The sequence below is a fragment of the Streptomyces marinisediminis genome (assembly GCF_026262575.1).
GTDB classification, from domain to species: domain Bacteria; phylum Actinomycetota; class Actinomycetes; order Streptomycetales; family Streptomycetaceae; genus Streptomyces; species Streptomyces marinisediminis.
Map to the genome: position 1 here is coordinate 150,323 of NZ_JAPKFL010000003.1, position 19,057 is coordinate 169,379.

Below are 19,057 nucleotides of genomic sequence, written 5' to 3' on the forward strand. Positions count from 1 at the left end.
CGCTGAGCGCCCCCGTGAGCCCTTTGACGCCCCGGGGCGCATATGGGGAGTCGGACGCGGTGCCCCCAGGGCGGCACATGGGGACTCAGGCACCGGCAAACCCCCATTCATGTCAGCGCTACCGGTAGACTGAGGGGAGCCGCCGTACCGCGGACCAAGTCGAACGACGCAGTCGCTCCTGCCCGAGCGGGAGACGGCTTGTGCTGTGCCAGAAAGGGCGCTTCGTGGCCGATTCCGGCAACCCCAACGAGAATTCCGCCTCTCCCACCGAGGATCCCGCGGCCGCCGCCTCCGTGCCTCCGGTCGAGGCATCCCTGGGCGCGGACGTCTCGGTCGACGCCGCCTTGGTCGAGACGGCGTACGACGCGAGCGCGATCACCGTCCTGGAGGGCCTGGACGCCGTACGGAAGCGTCCCGGCATGTACATCGGGTCCACCGGCGAGCGTGGCCTGCACCACCTGGTGTACGAGGTCGTCGACAACTCGGTCGACGAGGCGCTGGCGGGCCACGCCGACGCCATCGACGTGACCATCCTCGCCGACGGCGGGGTGCGCGTGGTGGACAACGGTCGTGGCATCCCCGTGGACATCGTGCCCTCGGAGAACAAGCCGGCCGTGGAGGTCGTGCTGACGGTGCTCCACGCCGGCGGCAAGTTCGGCGGCGGCGGGTACGCCGTCTCCGGCGGCCTGCACGGCGTCGGCGTCTCCGTCGTCAACGCGCTGTCGCAGCGGGTGGCCGTCGAGATCAAGAGGGACGGCTACCGCTGGACGCAGGAGTACAAGTTCGGTGCCCCCACCGCTCCGCTGGCCCGGCAGGAGGCCACCGAGGAGACCGGTACCACGGTCACGTTCTGGGCGGACGGCGGCATCTTCGAGACCACGGAATACGCCTTCGAAACGCTGTCGCGGCGCTTCCAGGAGATGGCCTTCCTCAACCGCGGTCTGACGATCTCGCTCACCGACGAGCGGGCCGCGGCCAAGCAGACGGCCGGGGCGGACACCACCGACTCCGCGGAGGACGACCAGGCCCGCTCGGTCACCTACCACTACGAGGGCGGCATCTCCGACTTCGTCCGCCACCTCAACTCCCGCAAGGGTGAGCCGGTGCATCCCACCGTCGTGTACTTCGAGACGGAGGACAAGGAGCGGATGCTCTCGGCGGAGATCGCCATGCAGTGGAACACCCAGTACACCGAGGGTGTCTACAGCTTCGCCAACACCATCCACACCCACGAGGGCGGCACCCACGAAGAAGGCTTCCGCGCGGCGCTCACCGGTCTGGTCAACCGGTATGCGCGCGAGCGGAAGCTGCTGCGGGAGAAGGACGACAACCTCACCGGTGAGGACATCCGCGAGGGCCTGACGGCGATCATCTCCGTCAAGCTCGGCGAGCCGCAGTTCGAGGGCCAGACGAAGACGAAGCTGGGCAACACCGAGGCCAAGACCTTCGTCCAGAAGATCGTCCACGAGCACGTCACCGACTGGTTCGACCGCAACCCGAACGAGGCGGCGGACATCATCCGCAAGGGCATCCAGGCCGCCACAGCGCGCGTCGCCGCCCGCAAGGCGCGCGACCTCACCCGCCGCAAGGGTCTGCTGGAGACGGCCTCCCTGCCGGGCAAGCTGTCGGACTGCCAGTCCAACGACGCCAGCAAGTGCGAGATCTTCATCGTGGAGGGCGACTCCGCCGGCGGCTCGGCCAAGTCCGGCCGGGACCCGCAGTACCAGGCGATCCTGCCCATTCGCGGCAAGATCCTCAACGTGGAGAAGGCGCGCATCGACAAGGTGCTGCAGAACGCCGAGGTGCAGGCGCTCATCTCCGCCTTCGGCACCGGCATCCACGAGGACTTCGACATCGACCGGCTCCGCTACCACAAGATCATCTTGATGGCGGACGCCGACGTCGACGGCCAGCACATCAACACCCTGCTGCTCACCCTGCTCTTCCGGTTCATGCGGCCCCTGGTGGAAGCCGGGCACGTCTACCTGTCCCAGCCGCCGCTCTACAAGATCAAGTGGGGCCGGGACGACCACGAGTACGCCTACTCCGACCGCGAGCGCGACCAGCTCATCGCGCTCGGCCGGGAACAGGGCAAGCGGATCAGGGACGACTCGGTGCAGCGGTTCAAGGGTCTGGGCGAGATGAACGCCGAGGAGCTGCGCGTCACCACGATGGACCTGGAGTCCCGCGTACTGCGCCAGGTCACCATCGACGACGCCGCGGCCGCCGACGACCTGTTCTCGATCCTCATGGGCGAGGACGTGGAGTCGCGGCGCAACTTCATCCAGCGCAACGCCAAGGACGTGCGTTTCCTCGACATCTGAGTCGGCCCGGACCGCCGCCGTCAGAAAGGGACTGTGAACAGCAATGGCCGACGAGATCACCCCGGAGAACCCGGGTCCGGACGCCCCCGGCGCCGCCGCGGAGACCGCCGAGCAGGCGGGCACGCTGCGCATCGAGCCGGTGACGCTCGAAACCGAGATGCAGCGCTCCTACCTGGACTACGCGATGAGCGTCATCGTCTCGCGCGCGCTGCCCGACGTCCGGGACGGCCTCAAGCCCGTGCACCGCCGCGTGCTGTACGCCATGTACGACGGCGGGTACCGCCCCGAGCGGGGCTTCTACAAGTGCGCGCGCGTCGTCGGCGACGTCATGGGCACCTACCACCCGCACGGTGACTCCTCCATCTACGACGCCCTGGTGCGGCTCGCCCAGACCTGGTCGATGCGCATGCCGCTGGTGGACTCCAACGGCAACTTCGGCTCCCCGGGCAACGACCCGGCCGCGGCCATGCGCTACACCGAGTGCAAGATGGCGCCGCTGGCCATGGAGATGCTCCGGGACATCGACGAGGAGACCGTCGACTTCCAGGACAACTACGACGGCCGGAACCAGGAGCCGACGGTCCTGCCGTCGCGCTTCCCGAACCTGCTGGTCAACGGCTCGGCCGGGATCGCGGTCGGCATGGCGACCAACATCCCGCCGCACAACCTGCGCGAAGTCGCCGCCGGCGCCCAGTGGTACCTGGACCATCCGGAGGCCTCCCCCGAGGAGCTCCTGGAGGCGCTGCTGGAGCGCATCAAGGGCCCGGACTTCCCCACCGGCGCCCTCGTCGTCGGCCGCAGCGGCATCGAGGACGCCTACCGCACCGGCCGGGGCTCGATCACCATGCGCGCCGTCGTCGAGGTGGAGGAGATCCAGGGCCGCCAGTGCCTGGTCGTCACCGAGCTGCCCTACCAGGTCAACCCGGACAACCTCGCCCTGAAGATCGCCGACTTGGTCAAGGACGGCCGCATCGGCGGCATCGCCGACGTCCGCGACGAGACCAGCTCGCGCACCGGGCAGCGCCTGGTGGTCGTGCTCAAGCGGGACGCCGTCGCCAAGGTCGTGCTGAACAACCTCTACAAGCACACCGACCTCCAGACGAACTTCGGCGCCAACATGCTGGCGCTGGTCGACGGGGTGCCGCGCACGCTGTCGCTGGACGCGTTCATCCGCAACTGGGTCACGCACCAGATCGACGTCATCGTGCGCCGCACCCAGTACCGGCTGCGCAAGGCCGAGGAGCGCGCCCACATCCTGCGCGGTCTGCTCAAGGCGCTGGACGCGATCGACGAGGTGATCGCGCTGATCCGGCGCAGCGACACCGTCGACGTCGCCCGCACCGGCCTGATGGGCCTGCTGGAGATCGACGAGATCCAGGCGAACGCCATCCTGGAGATGCAGCTCCGGCGCCTGGCGGCCCTGGAGCGGCAGAAGATCACCGCCGAGCACGACGACCTCCAGGCGAAGATCAGCGAGTACAACGCGATCCTGGCCTCGCCGGTCCGGCAGCGGGGCATCATCAGCGCGGAACTGACCGCGCTGGTGGAGAAGTTCGGCGACGACCGGCGCACCCAGCTCGTGCCCTTCGAAGGCGACATGTCCATCGAGGACCTGATCGCCGAGGAGGACATCGTCGTCACCATCACCCGCGGCGGCTACATCAAGCGCACCCGCACCGACGACTACCGGGCGCAGAAGCGCGGCGGCAAGGGCGTGCGCGGCACCAAGCTGCGCGAGGACGACATCGTCGACCACTTCTTCGTCTCCACCACGCACCACTGGCTGCTGTTCTTCACCAACAAGGGCCGCGTCTACCGGGCCAAGGCCTACGAGCTGCCGGACGCCGGCCGGGAGGCGCGCGGCCAGCACGTGGCCAACCTGCTGGCGTTCCAGCCGGACGAGCAGATCGCCGAGATCCTCGCCATCCGCGACTACGAGGCGGTGCCGTACCTGGTGCTGGCCACCAAGTCGGGCCTGGTGAAGAAGACGCCGCTGAAGGACTACGACTCCCCCCGCTCGGGCGGCGTCATCGCGATCAACCTCCGGCAGACGGACGACGGTCGCGACGACGAGCTGATCGGCGCGGAGCTGGTCTCCTCCGACGACGACCTGCTGCTCATCAGCAAGAAGGCGCAGTCGATCCGGTTCACCGCCGGGGACGAGACGCTGCGGCCCATGGGCCGGGCCACCTCCGGGGTGAAGGGGATGAGCTTCCGCGAGGGCGACGAGCTGCTCTCGATGAACGTCGTCCGGGCGGGTACCTTCGTGTTCACCGCCACCGACGGCGGTTACGCCAAGCGCACCAGCGTCGACGACTACCGCGTCCAGGGCCGCGGCGGCCTGGGGGTCAAGGCCGCCCGGATCGTGGAGGACCGCGGGGAGCTGGTCGGCGCGCTGGTCGTGGAGGACACGGACGAGATCCTGGCCATCACGCTGGGCGGTGGAGTGATCCGCACGCGGGTCAGCGAAGTGCGGGAAACCGGCCGTGACACCATGGGCGTCCAACTGATCAACCTGGGTAAGCGGGATGCCGTCGTCGGCATCGCGCGCAACGCCGAGGCGGGGCGCGAGGCGGAAGAGGTCGAGGCGGTCATCGCGGAAGCGACCGGCGAGGCGCCCGCCGAGCCGTCCGCCCCGGACGCACCGGCAGGCGGTGCCGGCGCGGCCGACGAGGCCGACGCGGCCACGGACAGCGAGGAGTAAGGCGTGAGCGGGACCTCGGGCGGTGCGGGCGGTGCGGGCCGCACGGAGCAGGGCTCGGCGCCCGGCGGCGGTGCGGACTCGGCGGGGCGGCCCGGCTACCAGGGCCGGCCCCGGACGAGCGGGACGGCGGTGACCTCGGGCGGGCAGCCGTCGGCCCAGCCGCACCATCCGCCGCAGGCGTACCCGGCGCCGGGCGGGTACGGCCCCGGGGCGCAGCGCTCCGGGGAGGACCCGGAGCAGGCGGGCGGCGCGTCCGCCCTGCGCAAGCCGCGCACGGGCGCGCGCACGGTCCCCCGCACCCGCAAGGCGCGGCTGCGGGTGGCCAAGGCCGACCCGTGGTCGGTGATGAAGGTCAGCTTCCTGCTCTCCATCGCCCTGGGCATCTGCACGATCGTGGCGGTGTCCGTGCTGTGGATGGTGATGGACGCCATGGGCGTCTTCACCACCATCGGCGACACCATCTCCGACGCGACCGCCTCCCCCGACGGCGGCGGCTTCGACCTGGAGACGGTGCTCTCCCTCCCGCGCGTGCTGCTGTTCACGTCGATCATCGCCGCGATCGACGTCGTCCTGGCCACCGCGCTGGCCACGCTGGGCGCGTTCATCTACAACCTGTCGGCCGGCTTCGTCGGCGGTGTGGAGCTGACGCTGGCGGAGGACGAGTAAGCCCAGGCCGCACGGGCGGGAACCGATTTTGGGCCTGCGCCGAAGTGCGCTAATCTTTCGGTGCGGCGCGGGGCTATAGCTCAGACGGTTAGAGCGCTTCCCTGATAAGGAAGAGGCCACAGGTTCAAGTCCTGTTAGCCCCACGTGAACGCCCCCGGTCGGTGACGACCGGGGGCGTCGTGCTGTGTGCCGCCGCTCCGCCCCGGCGCCGGGCGTACCCGGCCCGCCGGGCGTGGCCTCGCCGTCAGCTCGGCGTACGTCGGGGGTTACTTGGCGGTTGGGTATCATCGGGCCGCAGTAGGGTCTCGACGTCGTTGAAGGACGAGGTAACGCCGTGAAGAAGCTTTTCCTGTTCGCGCTTGCCGCCATCGGCGGACTCCTCGTGTACCGCCAGATCCAGGCGGACCGTGCCGAGCAGGACCTGTGGACGGAGGCCACCGACTCCGTGCCCGCCGGCCCGGCTGTGTGAGTCCGCAGCAACCCCGTACGCAGTTCGCGCGAGAGCCCCGGCCGCCCGGCCGGGGCTCTCGCGCGTCCCGGGACCGGGTGCCCGGAACGCGTGGGCGGCCGCCCAAGAGAGGGCGTCGTGCGCATCGAGGGGCGCGCGGCGGGGCGAGGGCCGTCGTCGCGCACCGCGGGCCGCCCGCGCGGGCGGCGTGGCCCCGGTGGCCGAGTGGGTGGAGTGGCGGCCGCCGGGCCCGACGGCCGCGCCGCGGTGTGCCGGGTGGCGTTGCCGCCGGAGGCGCCCGTTTCGCCACGGCGGCGTTGTTCCCGCCCGCGGTGGGGCGGCGCCCGCCTCGGGCTCCCAGGTGACGGCGCGCGGCGGGGCCGCCACCGGCGGGGCCGCCACGGCACGGAAGTGTGCGGGTGCGAAGTTGCGGAGCGCGGGTCCGGCGGTGGGGTGACGCACCGGACACACGCCGTGGCCATGGCCGGGGCCCGTGAGGGTTAGCGGGCGCGACGGCGACGGGCCCGGCGGCGACAGGAGCACGGCCCGGCGCGCAGCCCGGCGTGGACCGCTGCCCGAGGGCGGGCGGCGGCGGGTGCGGGGGACAGGGCAGGATGGTCCCCGTGGGCGGCGGCGAACGTGTCGCCGACGGCGCGCGTCGGCGGCACGGGGAAGCCGCGCGGCAGACGGCCGGAGCCCGCCGGGAACGGCACGAGGGACGGGACGAGGGGGCGGCGCATGGTGTGGCGGCGCACGACGGGGGCGGTGGCGCGGTTCGCCGCGGCGGTGGCGGCGTTCGGCGCGGTGCTGGCCGTCCCACAGGGGGCGGCGCGGGCGGCGGACGTGCCGGCGTACACCCCGGCCGAGGACGCCCGGGCGGTGCGGGGCGCGGCCAGCAGCTCCGACGGCCCGGTACTGGAGCCGGGCCTCTACACCGATCGCATCGGGCCCGGCGAGACCCTGTACTACAGCGTCGCGCTGGACGCCTCCTCGACGGCGTACCTGGGCGCGACGGCGGCCCCCGAACCCGGCGCGGACGTGGCGTCGTTCGGCGACGAGCTGACGCTGCGCCTGCAGACGACGGGCGGCGACGCGTGCGACACCGGTGACACCGGCGGGTTCGGCAGCCGCGGCTCGGGCTACCCCGTCGGCGCCTACGCCGTCCGGCGCGTGGGTGGCGGGGTCGAGGACTGTCAGGAGGCCGGCCCCTACCTGTTCTCGGTGACCCGCGAGAGTGCGGACGACGGGGACCCGGCCGACTGGCCGATCGAGATCGGCTACTTCTCGGAGCCGGGGCTCAAGGGCGCCGTCCCCGGACCACCGGCCGTCTCGGAGACGGCCGAGGAGCCGCCGACGCCGCCGTCCGGGGAGGCCGCGCCGGCCCGGGGCGGGACGAGCTTCAACGACGCCGGGTCCGTCGGCACGGGCGTGTGGAAGGACCGGCTGCTGCCCGGCGAGTCCCGCTTCTACCGGGTGCCGGTCGACTGGGGCCAGCGGCTGTTCGTCCGGCTGGAGGTGCCCAACGCCGACGACGCCGGGGACGACGCGCCCCGCTACCTCTCCGACGGCTTCGCGCTCCAGATGTACAACCCGGCCCGGGGCCGCGCCTTCAAGGCCGACTTCCCGTCCTACGACGGCGACCAGGCGTCCGTGGAGCTGCTCGGGGGCACCGTCGACTACGGTCGTCGGTTCGCCGACGAGGGCCGCGGCTTCAGCATGGCCGGGTGGTGGTACGTGCAGGTCACCCTGCACGACGACATGGCCGCCTACTTCCCCGGTGGCGCCCCGGTCACGCTGCGGACGGTCGTGGAGGGCACGGCCGAGGAGCCGCCCGCGTACGACGGAAACGCGGTGGCCGCGGGCTTCGGCGTCACCGACGGCGACCGGGAGGCCGCCGAGCAGGGACTGACGGCGGCCGAGGTGGCCGAGCGCGCCACCTGGCGACGCCTCGGGCTGGCCGGCGTCGGAACGGGCACGGTGCTCGTCGCGGGGCTGGCGGCGTGGTGGCTGCTCGCCCGGCTCCGCGCGCCCCGCACCGCCGCGCCCGAGCCCGCCGCGCCCGGCGGCTACGGCTTCCCGCACCCGGGCGGGGGCGCGCCGGGGCCGGGCCCGCAGGGGCAGCCCCCGGTGTTCGGGCCGCCCCCGGGCGGCTGGCCCCCGCCGGGAGACCCCCGGCGGGGGTGAGACGGACGCCGCCCCGGCCCGGGGCGGGGCGCTCGACTTCGGGAGAGCGCCCGGACGCCGAGGGCGGAGCACGCCGGGGCGGGGATCGGCACCGGCGCGAGGAAGGAGCGCGAGGAGGGCGGCCCTCGCAGGCGGTCCTGGCACCGACGGGCGGACGGACAGGCGGGCGCACCGTGCCCCACGGCCGCCCCGCGTCGGTCGCTTCCGGGCGCTGGTCGCTTCCGGGTCGGACTCCGCGCCCCGGGCCCGCAGCTCGATGGGCGCGTCGGACCGCGGTACGGCCTCCTCGCGCACGGTGCACCGAGCCCACCGGGAACGGTCGGGGTCGGTCGGGGTCGGTCCGCTCCGTGGTCCACGACGCCTGAGCGCGTATCCACCGCGACGCCAGGACGGGCGAGATGGTCCGGTAGGTCCCGAGCACGTACGGGCGGTGGCCGCTTCCGGGTGGTGGCCGTCTTCGGGTGGTGGCCGCTTCCGGGCGTCGGCCGACTGCGTGGGCGCGGGCCGGGTTGCGAGTGGGGCGCTCAGCTCTGGAGGAGGGCCCAGATGCCGAAGGCGAAGCAGGCCAGGGCGAGGACGAGCACCGGGACGGCGACCACTCCGGGTGGCCCCGGCACCGACGGGCGGACGGGCACACCGTGCTCTGCCGGCCCCGGCACGGGCACTCCGGCGCCGGGCGCCACGGCCGCGTGGGCCGCCGCTGCGGGGCCCACCACCGCGTGCGCCGACCCGGGCGCCCCGGGGACGTGCACCGCGCCACCAGGTGCTGCCGCAACCGGCACCGGCGCTCCGTACGCCGCTGCCTCGTACGCCGCTGCTTCGTAGGCCGCTGCGTCGGGCGTCGCTGCGTGGGGCACCGGTCCGGGCGCCCCCGATGCGTGCGCCGCCGCGCCCGGTGCCGCCGCCTGCGCCGCCGCTCCGGGCCCCGCCTCCGGCGCCGCCGTCCCGGGTGGGGCGGGGGGAGCGAGGTGGAAGCTGTCCGCGTCGTCGTGGGGGCCGCCGTCGGCCGGCGGCCGCGGTGCGGCGTGCCGGGAGCCGCGCGCTTCGCCCCCGGCGGTGCCGGCCCGCCCGTCGCGCCCGGCCCGCCCGTCGCGCCCGTCGGGACCGTCGGGGCCGTAGCCGGGCGGCAGCGGGCCGAGGTGGTCGAAGACCTCCACGGCGACCTCCGACGTGCCCGCCCGGTCGCCCGGGGGCGGTGTCGCGTCCGGAGCGAGCAGGTCCACCGCGCCGGTCAGCGCCTTGCGGGCGCCCGTCGCGGTGCGGAACCGGGCCCGGGGGTCCGGCCGCAGCAGCCCGGCGAGCACCTGCCACAGCGGTTCCGGCACGCCCTCCGGGGCGGGCGGCACGCCGTGCTCGTAGGACGTCACGAGGGCCTGGGCGTCCGGCTTCTCGCCCGTGAGCAGGTACAGGGCGACGAGCCCCACCGCGTACAGGTCGGCCGGGAAGTCGGGCTCCGCGCCGAGCAGTTGCTCCGGGGCGAAGTAGCCGGGCGTGCCGACGACGTAGGCGCTCTCGGTGAGCCGGGGCTCGTCCTTGCGCAGCGCGATGCCGAAGTCGGAGAGCCGCAGGTGGGGTCGGCCGGTGCCCGTGGCGTCGAGCAGGATGTTGGCGGGTTTGACGTCCCGGTGGACGACGTCCTCGGCGTGCACGGCCGCGAGCCCGGCCAGGAGCTGGTCGAGCAGCACGCACACCAGGCGCGGGGGCAGCGCGCCGTAGTCGCCGACGAGGTGGGCCAGCGAGCCGCCGTGCATCAGGTCCATGGTGAACAGGACCTGGTCGTCGTCGGCGGCCCAGCTCGTGGGTGCCAGCACGTGCGGGTGGTCGATGCGCAGGGCCTGTTCGCGCACGAAGCGCAGGAGGGTGTGGGCGTCGCTCTGCCGCAGCACCTTCGCGGCCACGTAGCGCTTCCTGCGGTGGTCCCAGGCACGCCACACCGCGCCCATCCCGCCCCGCCCCACCGGGTCGACCAGCTCGTACCGGCCCGCGAAGACCTCGCCCATCCCGCCGTGCCCGCCTTCTTCCGTTCCCGCCGTGCCCGGAACCGCACCCGGCCCGTGCCGTTCAGCCCTGGTGGGCCTCGTAGTGCTTCACCGCGTCCGCGGTCTTCCCGGCGCCGTAGACCCGGAGGAACTCGGCCAGCTCCGGGTGGTCGGCGGCGAGCGCCTGCGAGGCGTGCAGGATGTCCTGCGCGTCGGATATGGCCCGCAGCAGCGACTGGATCTCGCGCACCGCCCGCTTGACGGTCGTCTGCTGCCCCGACGGGCCGGACTGCACCGTGCCGCCCAGGACGCTCTGGCCCGCGGCGCGGCGGATCTCCTCCATGCGCCGGGTGGCGTCGGCGGCGCTCACGTGCCCCCCGGAGACCTCGCCGGCGAGTTCCTGCAGGGCCTGCACCCGCTGGACGACGGCCGGGTTGCCGATCTTGGCCCGCTGCCCGCTCATGAGCTGCGACAGCATGGGCGCCGACAGGCCGAGCACGGTCGCCAGGCGGGCCTGGTTGAGTCCCAGGTCGTCGATCAGGCGGCGGAAGAGCGTGCCGAGCGGCTCGCCGTACCACGCGCTCTGCAGCTCCCGGGCTTTGGCCGTCGGGTCCTGCTGTGCTGCGTCCATGTGTCTCCCCTGAGTCTCCCCTGTTCGCTTCGCGCCAGCGAACTTGCGGTGCATCCTACGGAGCCGTAGGGCCGGGGGCGATACCCGGTCGGATACGGATGCCCGAAGCGGGTACTCTTGGGGCCGACGGGGCCTTAGCTCAGTTGGTAGAGCGCTGTCTTTGCATGGCAGATGTCAGGGGTTCGACTCCCCTAGGCTCCACGGTGGGCGCCGTGGCGGCGCCGGCGTGACGGTACGGGCTCCCGGGTGCGGGGGCCCGTTTCGCGTGGGTCGGGTGGTGGGTCGCGGCGGGCGCGGCGACGCGCGTCAGGAGGCGCGGAGTTCCTCGGGCGGCGTGCGGTCGGCGTCGACGGGGACGGTGCGCTCCAGCTCGCCCCAGACGATGTAGCGGTAGGTCGAGGTGAAGACCGGCGTGCACGTGGTGAGGGTGATGTAGCGGCCCTCCTCCTCCTTGCCGGACTCGCGCGGCACGTCGGCCAGGACCTGCACGTTGTACTTGGACGTCTCCGGCAGGACGGCGTACACCGTGTAGACGTACCAGGTGTCCTTCGACTCGAAGACGATCGGGTCGCCCTTCTCGATCTCGTGGATGTCGTGGAACTTGGCCCCGTGCCCGTCCCGGTGGGCGGCCAGGGAGAAGTTGCCGGACTCGTCCCACGGCATCGCGGACTTCACGGGCTTCTCGTAGAACCCGGCGACGCCCTGGTTCAGCTCCTCCGGGTCCGTGCCGGGCATCACCAGGATGTCGTCGTCGCTCATCGCGGGCACGTGGAGGAAGCCGATGCCGTTCCTGACGTCGAGTTCGCCGGGGCCGGCGTCCGCGTCCGGGCCGCCGGAGTCCCGCTCGGCCGCCCACTGGTCGCGCAGCTCGGCGCTCTCCTGGCCCGCCGCGCGGTCGGCCAGCACGTTCGTCCACCACAGGGAGTAGGCGACGAAGAGGGCCATGACGAGCCCGGCGGTGATGAGCAGCTCGCCCAGCACGCTCACCGTGCTCGCTATCCGGCCGCGCGTGCGCCCCCCGCCGGCCCCGGACCGCTGCGGGCGCTCCTCGGTCTCCGCCCCGTCCCGCTCGGTCACTGCCACCTGATCCACCGTTCGCCGTTCCGTCCGCCGGCTACCCGACGAGGGCGTCCGGCTTGCCCTCGCTCCGGGGCCGTTCCTCCACCATCTTGCCCCAGACGATGAGACGGTACTTGGAGGTGAACTCGGGGGTGCAGGTGGTCAGGGTGACGTAGCGGCCCGGCTCGGTGAACCCCGACTCCGCGGGCACGGGGGCCACCACGCCCACGTTGGACGGCGAGGTCGACGGCAGCACGCTGGTCATCTCGTACACGTAGTAGGAGTCCCGGGTCTCGACGACGATCGGGTCGCCGGGCTCCAACCGGTTGATGTAGCGGAACGGTTCGCCGTGGGTGTTGCGGTGCCCGGCGACCGCGAAGTTGCCCTCCTCGTCCCACGGCATCGCCGTCTTCAGGCCGGACGCGGCGTCGTAGTGGCCGACGAGACCGCGGTCGAGGACGGTGTCCTTGTCGATGCCCTCGGCGACGGGCACGACCACGTCGAGCTTGGGGATGTACATCTTGGCGAAGCCCTCGCCCGGGTCGAAGGCGTCGGGGCGGCGGGCCGCCGCCTCCTCGGACGCCCACTTCTCCTCCAGCGCGCTGGCCTCCCGCCCGGCCTCCAGACCGGCCTGCACGTTCGTCCACCACAGTTGGTAGGCGACGAAGAGCAGCAGGAGCACACCGCAGGTGATGAACAGCTCGCCGACGCTGCGGCTGGCGATGACGGCGACGTTCTCCCTGCGGGCCCGGGCCGCCTTCGCCGCCGCCCTGCGCCGGGCGGCGCGGCCCTCGCCGGGCGGCTCGTCCGCGGCGTCCGCCCCCTGCGCGGCGTTTCGCTCCGTGAGCTGCCGCAGCGCGACGGTCTCGCGCCCGCGCTGGTCGCCGTGCTCGTCCCGGGGCTCGTTCCCGCGCTCCGGGCCGTGCCCGGCCGCCGGGCGCGGGGCGGGCGACGGGCCCGGCCCGGGCTCCGGGACGGCGCCGGGGCGCGGTGCGGGTGCGGGGGCCGGCGTGACCGTGAGTGGACGGGTCGCCGCCGCGTCGGGGGGCGGCGGCGTGCCGTCACCGCGCGGCGCGGACGGCACGGTGCCCTGCGCGGGCGCGGGTCGGCCGGGTGGCCGGAACCACGGCGAGCCCTGCCGCTCCTCCGGCCCCGCCTGCCCGGACACCGGCGACTGCGGTCCCGGCGCCGACGGGGCCTGCGGCGACGGTCCCGGCGCCGACGGGGCCTGCGGCACGGCCGCGCGGGGTGCCGCGGCCGCGGCACCCGCCCCGAACCCCGGTTCGCGTGCGCGCCGTTGTCCCGGCTCCGGCCGCCGGCCCGGCGTGGGGTCCGGTTCCGGTGTGTGCCGTCGCCCCGGCTCCGGCCACTGGCCCGGTGCGGGCCGCGGCCCGGACGCGTGCCGCCCGTCCGGCGCGCTCCCCTGCTGCGGTGCGGGCCCCGGCTGCGGTGCGCGGCCCGCTCCCGGTGTGTGCTCCGTGCCCGGGGGGTCCGTGGGAGGGGGCAGGGGGTCGGTGAGCGGGTCGTCGAGGCGGTCGACGGCCGCCATCAACGCCTCCGGGTCCGTGTACGGGTCCCGGGAGGCGGTCACCTCCCTACCACCGGGGCCAGGCCCCGCGAGCGGGCGACCGCGTCCGCGTCACCGCACTCGACGAGCCAGTTGGCCAGCATCTGGTGGCCCCACTCGGTGAGGACGGACTCGGGGTGGAACTGCACGCCCTCCACCGGCCGGCTGCGGTGCCGCAGCCCCATGATGACGCCCGACTCGGTGCGGGCGGTGACGTCGAACACGTCGGGCACCGCCGCGGGCTCGGCGGCCAGCGAGTGGTAGCGGGTGGCGGTGAACGGCGAGGGCAGCCCGGCGAAGACGCCGCGGCCCTCGTGCACCACCGCCGAGGTCTTGCCGTGCAGCAGCTCCGGAGCGCGGCCCACGACACCGCCGTAGGCGACGGCCATCGACTGCATGCCCAGGCACACCCCGAACACCGGCACGCCGGTGCCGGCGCAGTGCCGCACCATCTCCACGCAGACCCCCGCCCGCTCCGGTGTCCCGGGGCCCGGGGAGAGCAGCACGCCGTCGAAGCCGTCCTGGGCGTGCTCGGTGCCGACCTCGTCGTTGCGCAGCACCTCGCACTCGGCACCGAGCTGGTAGAGGTACTGCACGAGGTTGAAGACGAAGCTGTCGTAGTTGTCGACCACGAGAATGCGTGCGCTCATCGGTTCGCCCCAAGCCTTGCCGTCAGTTCTGGTCCACGGTGACGTCGCCGAACGGGAGCAGCGGCTCGGCCCACGGGAAGACGTACTGGAACAGCAGGAACACCACCGCCACGACCAGCACCAGGGAGATCAGGGCGCGCACGATGGCGTTGCCCGGCAGGTGCCGCCAGATCCAGCCGTACATCCCGTGGTGCCGTCCCTTCGCCGTGTCCCGGTCGGCCCCGGCCGTCGCCGGTCGCCCCCCGCTCGTCCCGCCGCACGCCGTGAACCCCCGCGTGCGCTCGTGCGCACTCCAGAGTACGCGGCGGGTCGGCGCGTCGGGGGGCGCTCCTCGGGAAGTCAGCCCAGGGGCTCGGCGTACTGGAGGTCGAGGGTGCCGGAGTAGCCGGGCAGCGTGGTCTCCTCGTGCTCCTCGACGTCCCAGCCCAGCCCGTAGGCCTCGACGTAACTCTGGTAGGTCTGCAGGGCCGGGGCCTCGTCCAGCGCCCGGCGCAGCGCGTCCGGCTCCCCGACGGCGGTGACCTCGTAGGGCGGGGAGTACAGCCGCCCCTGGAGGATGAGGGTGTTGCCGACACAGCGGACGGCGCTGGTGGAGATCAGCCGCTGGTCCATGATCTGGATGCCCTGGGCGCCGCCCGCCCACAGCGCGTTGACGACGGCCTGGAGGTCCTGCTGGTGGATGACCAGGTAGTCGGGCTCCGGCTCGGGCCAGCCGGGGATGCGGGCGGTCGCGTCCGGCGGGGCGTCGGTGAGGGTGACGGTCAGACCGGCGCCGGAGACCTCCTCGGCCTCGGCGGCGCGTTCCACCCGCCGCAGCCGCTCCCGCTCGGCGGGGGTGCGGCCGGTGTCGGCGTCGGCGAGGGCGGCGACCTCCTCGCGGAGCTCGGCGGTGGCCGACTCCAGGCGGCCGTTCTCCTGGCTGCGCTCGGAGATGAGGTCGGGCAGGCGGCGCATGGGGTCGTCACTGCGCAGGTCGATGCCCTGGGAGGTGTCGAAGCTGACCCAGAAGAGCAGCCCGGCCAGGGCGAAGACACCCGCGCTCGCCAGCCGCAGGGGACGCAGGCGGAACCGGCGCGAGCGGAATCCGGCGTCCGGGGGAGGCGTCGCGGAAGAGGTCACCGTACCCTTGTCTCCTTCCACCACCTGGAACCACTACGCTAACGGACCACAGCAGCATCCGTTCAGCGCGGTCAGCGCATCGACAGGAGACCCTCTCGTGCCGAAGTCCCGGATTCGCAAGAAGAAGGACACGTACACCCCGCCTGAGGGGCAGAAGTCGGGCAAGATCGACCTGCGCGGCGGGCGTAGCTGGGTCGCGCCCCTGATGCTGGCCATGTTCGCCCTCGGCCTGGTGTGGATCGTCCTGTACTACCTCACCTCGGGTTCGCTGCCGGTCGACGCGCTGGGTGACTGGAACATCGTCGTGGGCTTCGGCTTCATCGCCGTGGGGTTCGTCGTCTCCACGCAGTGGAAGTAGCGCTTCCAGCTTCCACCGACCGCCGCCCGGGTGCCGGGAGCGGGGCGGGGCACCGGCGTGCGGTGCCCCGGCCGGGTGGCGGGCGCCGTCGCCCTGCCGTGGCTGAGCGCGAACGCGGGCGCCCGGCCCACTCCCGGACGTCCTTGAGCGGACCGGACGCCGCTGCGCACCGTGAAGTCCTGGCGTGACGTGCCGCCGGGACGCCGGCCCGCCCTGCCAGGCTGCCTTGCCGCTGTCGCCCGATCCCCTCGCCCCCTGCCCGCCGCCCTGCGCCGCGGTGTCCGGCCGGCGGGGCGGGCTGACGCGGGGGCGACCGCGCGGCCCCGAACGTCCACCGAGTTATCCACAGGCTGTCCACAGGGGTGGGAAAAGTTCAGACGATCTGTGGATAACGCGCATCAGGTTGACGCCGGTCTGCCCATCCGGACATGCGCTTCTCGCGGTAGTCGCCAAGCACATACCGCATCTGTGTGCGAGTACCGTCCGCGTTGCGCGTCATGCACAAGATCCGCTACCGCCTGTGGATAACTTCTCGCCCCGCGTCCCACGAGGCCGCCCGAGCCCGGCTCGCGCGCGTCCGACCGGGGGCTCGCGCCTCAGCCGGGGGCTCGGCCCTACAGCAGCACCGCCGTGCGCACCACGCACGCGATGACGAGGGCCACGACGATCAGCGCCGCCGTCCCCCACTGCACCAGCGCCCGGCGCTCGCGCGGCGCGTGCACCAGGGCGAAGGCGAAAGCGCCGCCGGTGAACAGCCCGCCCAGGTGCGCCTGCCAGGCGATGTTGAAGCCGGGCAGGAAGGTGATCACCAGGTTGATCGCCAGCAGCACGGCGATCGGACGCATGTCGTAGCGCATGCGGCGCATCAGCACGGCCGTCGCGCCGAACAGCCCGAAGATCGCGCCGGAGGCGCCCAGCGAGAGCTGGTTCGGCGCCATCAGCAGGTACGTGAGCACGCTGCCGCCCAGCGCGGACAGCAGGTACAGCACAGTGAAGCGCAGCCGCCCGAGCGCGGCCTCCAGTGGGGGCCCGAGGAACCACAGCGCCATCATGTTGAGGCCGATGTGCCAGAGCTGCTCGTGCAGGAACGCCGAGGTCAGCAGCCGGTACCACTCGCCGTCGGCCACGCCGAGCAGCTCGAAGGTGCCGTCGCCGCCGAAGGCGTACGCGATCATGCCCAGCTCGGTGACGAGCTCGCCCCCGGTGGCCAGCACCGCGACGAACAGCGCCACGTTCAGGCCGAGCAGGATCTTGGTGACCAGCTTCGTGTCCCCGACGACCGCCCCGCCCGCGACCGTGCGCGGCCGCGCCGCGTCCCCGCGGCCGGTGCCCGCGCCGCGCACGCACTGGGGGCACTGGTAGCCGACCGAGGCCGGGATCATGCAGTCCGGACAGATCGGCCGCTCGCAGCGGGTGCAGCGGATGCCCGTCTCGCGCTCCGGGTGCCGGTAGCAGCCGGGCAGCGTGTGCCGCGGGCCGAGCCCGCCCTGCTGGTGCTCCATCGCTTCCCTTCCGCCGCCGGCCAGAACCCGCCCCACCTGTCATACGGACAGGTGGGGCGGACCGTTCCCACGGGCCGGACGGCGTGTCCGGCCACGCCCTCCGCCTGTCGGCGGCTCGGCGGGGTGACTCAGCGGCGCTCGATCTCCACGGACTCGATCACCACGTCCTGCACCGGGCGGTCCGTGCGCGGATTGGTCTTGGTGCCCGCGATGGCGTCGACGACCCGCTTGCCGGCGTCGCTCGTCACCTCGCCGAAGATGGTGTGCTTGCCGGTCAGCCAGGTGGTGGGCGCCACGGTGATGAAGAACTGCGAGCCGTTGGTGCCCGGGCCCGCGTTGGCCATCGCCAGCAGGTAGGGCTTGGTGAAGGCCAGGTCCGGGTGGATCTCGTCCTTGAACTCGTACCCCGGGCCGCCGGTGCCGTTGCCCAGCGGGTCACCGCCCTGGAGCATGAAGCCGCTGATGACCCGGTGGAAGACCGTGCCGTCGTACAGCTTCTTCGTCGACTTCTCACCGGTGCCCGGGTGCGTCCACTCCCGGGTGCCCTCGGCGAGCCCGACGAAGTTCCTCACCGTCTCCGGGGCGTGGTCCGGGAAGAGCTGGACCTCGATGTCGCCCTGGTTCGTCCTCAGGGTGGCGTAGAGCTGCTCGGCCACGATCTACCTTCCATAGTCCTTGCTGACGGTCCCCGATCCTCCCATGGACGCCGCCGCGCCCGGCCGCGAGGCTCGCACCGGAGTGGTGATCGGGCGAAGTCGGGCGGCGATACCGGACCAATCGACCCACTGTGCGGTGAATCGTGGCATGGTCGCGCACAGGCGCCCGTGCGCGCCCGGGACCCGGGTGTGGGAAGGGCTGCGAAGTGGGTACCCGTGCCCGAAACGTGACCCGAACGCCCGCCCGCGCATGCCGAACCCCGCTTCCCCAGGCATGATCTCGATTCGGGCGTAAAGGCGAAGAAGGACCGACGTCTTCCGGGGTACCGCGCTCCGGACCACGTGCCACCGAGGAGGAGGATCTCGTGACCCGCAAGGACAGCGTGTGCGCCACCGGCACCGCCAAGGAGAACGTGCGGCACGCCGTGGACGTGGTGGGGCCGAAGGCCGCCCTCGCCGCGCGCCAGGCGCAGCACACGGCCCGGGACCAGTACGAGAGCGTGCTGGCGCCGCGCCTCGCGCACGCCCGCAACGCGCTGCCGCAGGGCGTGGACGTGGCCGCGACGCGGGTGTCGAAGCAGACCCGGAAGGCCGCCGAGGAGGCGCGCAAGTACGCCGCGCCCCGCCTGGAGGCCGCCCGGGCGGCGGCGGGCCCGGCGCGGGAGGAGGCCGCCGACCGCTACGCCGCGGCGCTCGCGGGGCTGCGCGGCCAGGTCACGGCGGCCCAGGTGGCGAAGCTGCACAAGAAGCGGGTGCGGCGCGCGCGCACCGGCCGGGCGGTCAAGAAGCTCGCGGTGCTCGGCCTCGTCGGCGCCGCTGTGACGGCCGCCTGGAAGTGGTGGGACAAGCAGGCCAACCCGGACTGGCTGGTCGAGCCGCCCGCCCCCACGGACGTCTCCGAGCCCTCCATGACGGCGTCGGCCGCCGGGAGCGACCTGCTCGAAGACCCCGAGGTCGAGGCCAAGCGGGCCGAGGCGGAGTCCTCCGAGGACGACAACCGGTAGCGGCCGCACCCCACGCCGTGGCCGACGTGAGGGCCGGGCCCACCCCGCGGTGAGCCCGGCCCTCACGTCCGTCGTGACACCACCCCGGGCGGCCGCCCCGCGCGTGCCGCGCTCGCGGTACCCGGCCACCGGCAACAGGCCACCGCCCGTCAGCCCCGGCCCCGTAGCGGGGCAGAGCCGCCGGGCGCCGGGCGGTCAGCCAACCG

General features: G+C 73.5%; 16 protein-coding genes and 2 tRNA genes. 9 read left to right on the forward strand and 9 right to left on the reverse strand.

Translation table 11 applies throughout. The annotated features are described in order from the left end of the window. Positions 1 to 200: 200 nt before the first annotated feature. From gyrB to OSB71_RS03675, 6 genes are all read left to right on the forward strand, one after another. Positions 201 to 2,324 carry a DNA topoisomerase (ATP-hydrolyzing) subunit B gene (gene gyrB / locus OSB71_RS03650; protein WP_323055245.1) on the forward strand — a complete coding sequence of 708 codons (2,124 nt, stop codon included), beginning with the start codon at positions 201 to 203 and terminating at the stop codon, positions 2,322 to 2,324. A 43-nt stretch (positions 2,325 to 2,367) separates the two neighbouring features. After that, positions 2,368 to 5,028, forward strand: coding sequence for a DNA gyrase subunit A (gene gyrA, locus OSB71_RS03655; protein ID WP_265944068.1), 2,661 nt, complete (start codon positions 2,368 to 2,370; stop codon positions 5,026 to 5,028). A 129-nt stretch (positions 5,029 to 5,157) separates the two neighbouring features. Beyond that, positions 5,158 to 5,694: a DUF3566 domain-containing protein gene (locus OSB71_RS03660; protein WP_265944325.1), complete on the forward strand. Its 537-nt coding sequence runs from the start codon at positions 5,158 to 5,160 to the stop codon at positions 5,692 to 5,694. A 69-nt stretch (positions 5,695 to 5,763) separates the two neighbouring features. Further along, positions 5,764 to 5,837, forward strand: a tRNA-Ile gene (locus OSB71_RS03665). A gap of 191 nt (positions 5,838 to 6,028) precedes the next feature. Further along, the gene (locus OSB71_RS03670; RefSeq protein ID WP_265944070.1) at positions 6,029 to 6,163 is read left to right on the forward strand and encodes a DLW-39 family protein; all 135 of its coding nucleotides are present in this window, start codon (positions 6,029 to 6,031) and stop codon (positions 6,161 to 6,163) included. A gap of 717 nt (positions 6,164 to 6,880) precedes the next feature. Continuing rightward, the gene (locus tag OSB71_RS03675; RefSeq protein WP_265944072.1) at positions 6,881 to 8,326 is read left to right on the forward strand and encodes a hypothetical protein; all 1,446 of its coding nucleotides are present in this window, start codon (positions 6,881 to 6,883) and stop codon (positions 8,324 to 8,326) included. Between the two features lie 524 nt (positions 8,327 to 8,850). On the opposite strand, the gene OSB71_RS03680 is transcribed toward OSB71_RS03675, so the two are convergent. Continuing rightward, positions 8,851 to 10,326, reverse strand: coding sequence for a serine/threonine-protein kinase (locus OSB71_RS03680; RefSeq protein ID WP_265944074.1), 1,476 nt, complete (start codon positions 10,324 to 10,326; stop codon positions 8,851 to 8,853). A gap of 61 nt (positions 10,327 to 10,387) precedes the next feature. After that, positions 10,388 to 10,936: a helix-turn-helix domain-containing protein gene (locus tag OSB71_RS03685; protein ID WP_265944076.1), complete on the reverse strand. Its 549-nt coding sequence runs from the start codon at positions 10,934 to 10,936 to the stop codon at positions 10,388 to 10,390. A gap of 128 nt (positions 10,937 to 11,064) precedes the next feature. On the opposite strand from OSB71_RS03685, the gene OSB71_RS03690 reads away from it, so the two are divergent. Continuing rightward, positions 11,065 to 11,137: transfer RNA gene (locus tag OSB71_RS03690), tRNA-Ala, on the forward strand. Between the two features lie 105 nt (positions 11,138 to 11,242). Here OSB71_RS03690 and OSB71_RS03695 read toward each other — a convergent pair. From OSB71_RS03695 to OSB71_RS03715, 5 genes are all read right to left on the reverse strand, one after another. After that, positions 11,243 to 12,019: a class E sortase gene (locus OSB71_RS03695; protein WP_323055246.1), complete on the reverse strand. Its 777-nt coding sequence runs from the start codon at positions 12,017 to 12,019 to the stop codon at positions 11,243 to 11,245. Between the two features lie 31 nt (positions 12,020 to 12,050). Then, the gene (locus OSB71_RS03700; protein ID WP_265944078.1) at positions 12,051 to 13,163 is read right to left on the reverse strand and encodes a class E sortase; all 1,113 of its coding nucleotides are present in this window, start codon (positions 13,161 to 13,163) and stop codon (positions 12,051 to 12,053) included. Between the two features lie 419 nt (positions 13,164 to 13,582). Further along, positions 13,583 to 14,212 (reverse strand): aminodeoxychorismate/anthranilate synthase component II, encoded by a 630-nt coding sequence (locus OSB71_RS03705; protein WP_265944081.1) that lies wholly within the window; start codon positions 14,210 to 14,212, stop codon positions 13,583 to 13,585. 22 nt (positions 14,213 to 14,234) lie between these two features. Then, a complete protein-coding gene (locus OSB71_RS03710; RefSeq protein ID WP_265944082.1) occupies positions 14,235 to 14,396 on the reverse strand; it encodes a hypothetical protein in 162 nt (53 codons plus the stop codon). Positions 14,397 to 14,551: 155 nt separating this feature from the next. Then, entirely contained in the window at positions 14,552 to 15,331 is a 780-nt protein-coding gene (locus tag OSB71_RS03715) for a DUF881 domain-containing protein (RefSeq protein ID WP_265944083.1), read from the reverse strand. Between the two features lie 97 nt (positions 15,332 to 15,428). Between OSB71_RS03715 and crgA the strand changes: the two genes are divergently transcribed. Beyond that, positions 15,429 to 15,689: a cell division protein CrgA gene (gene crgA, locus OSB71_RS03720; protein WP_265944085.1), complete on the forward strand. Its 261-nt coding sequence runs from the start codon at positions 15,429 to 15,431 to the stop codon at positions 15,687 to 15,689. A gap of 614 nt (positions 15,690 to 16,303) precedes the next feature. Here crgA and OSB71_RS03725 read toward each other — a convergent pair. Further along, positions 16,304 to 17,191, reverse strand: a complete 888-nt coding sequence (locus tag OSB71_RS03725; RefSeq protein ID WP_265944087.1) for a rhomboid family intramembrane serine protease — start codon at positions 17,189 to 17,191, stop codon at positions 16,304 to 16,306. Positions 17,192 to 17,319: 128 nt separating this feature from the next. Then, a complete protein-coding gene (locus OSB71_RS03730; protein ID WP_265944089.1) occupies positions 17,320 to 17,847 on the reverse strand; it encodes a peptidylprolyl isomerase in 528 nt (175 codons plus the stop codon). A 365-nt stretch (positions 17,848 to 18,212) separates the two neighbouring features. On the opposite strand from OSB71_RS03730, the gene OSB71_RS03735 reads away from it, so the two are divergent. Continuing rightward, positions 18,213 to 18,851: a DUF5324 family protein gene (locus OSB71_RS03735; RefSeq protein WP_265944091.1), complete on the forward strand. Its 639-nt coding sequence runs from the start codon at positions 18,213 to 18,215 to the stop codon at positions 18,849 to 18,851. The last annotated feature ends 206 nt before the right edge of the window (positions 18,852 to 19,057 follow it).

Excerpts from the sequence above, each read along its gene's own strand:
- gyrA (WP_265944068.1), top strand. The coding sequence starts at position 2,368 with ATGGCCGACGAGATCACCCCGGAGAACCCGGGTCCGGACGCCCCCGGC.
- OSB71_RS03675 (WP_265944072.1), top strand. The coding sequence starts at position 6,881 with ATGGTGTGGCGGCGCACGACGGGGGCGGTGGCGCGGTTCGCCGCGGCG.
- OSB71_RS03680 (WP_265944074.1), bottom strand. The coding sequence starts at position 10,326 with ATGGGCGAGGTCTTCGCGGGCCGGTACGAGCTGGTCGACCCGGTGGGG.
- OSB71_RS03685 (WP_265944076.1), bottom strand. The coding sequence starts at position 10,936 with ATGGACGCAGCACAGCAGGACCCGACGGCCAAAGCCCGGGAGCTGCAG.
- OSB71_RS03705 (WP_265944081.1), bottom strand. The coding sequence starts at position 14,212 with ATGAGCGCACGCATTCTCGTGGTCGACAACTACGACAGCTTCGTCTTC.
- OSB71_RS03710 (WP_265944082.1), bottom strand. The coding sequence starts at position 14,396 with ATGTACGGCTGGATCTGGCGGCACCTGCCGGGCAACGCCATCGTGCGC.
- OSB71_RS03725 (WP_265944087.1), bottom strand. The coding sequence starts at position 17,191 with ATGGAGCACCAGCAGGGCGGGCTCGGCCCGCGGCACACGCTGCCCGGC.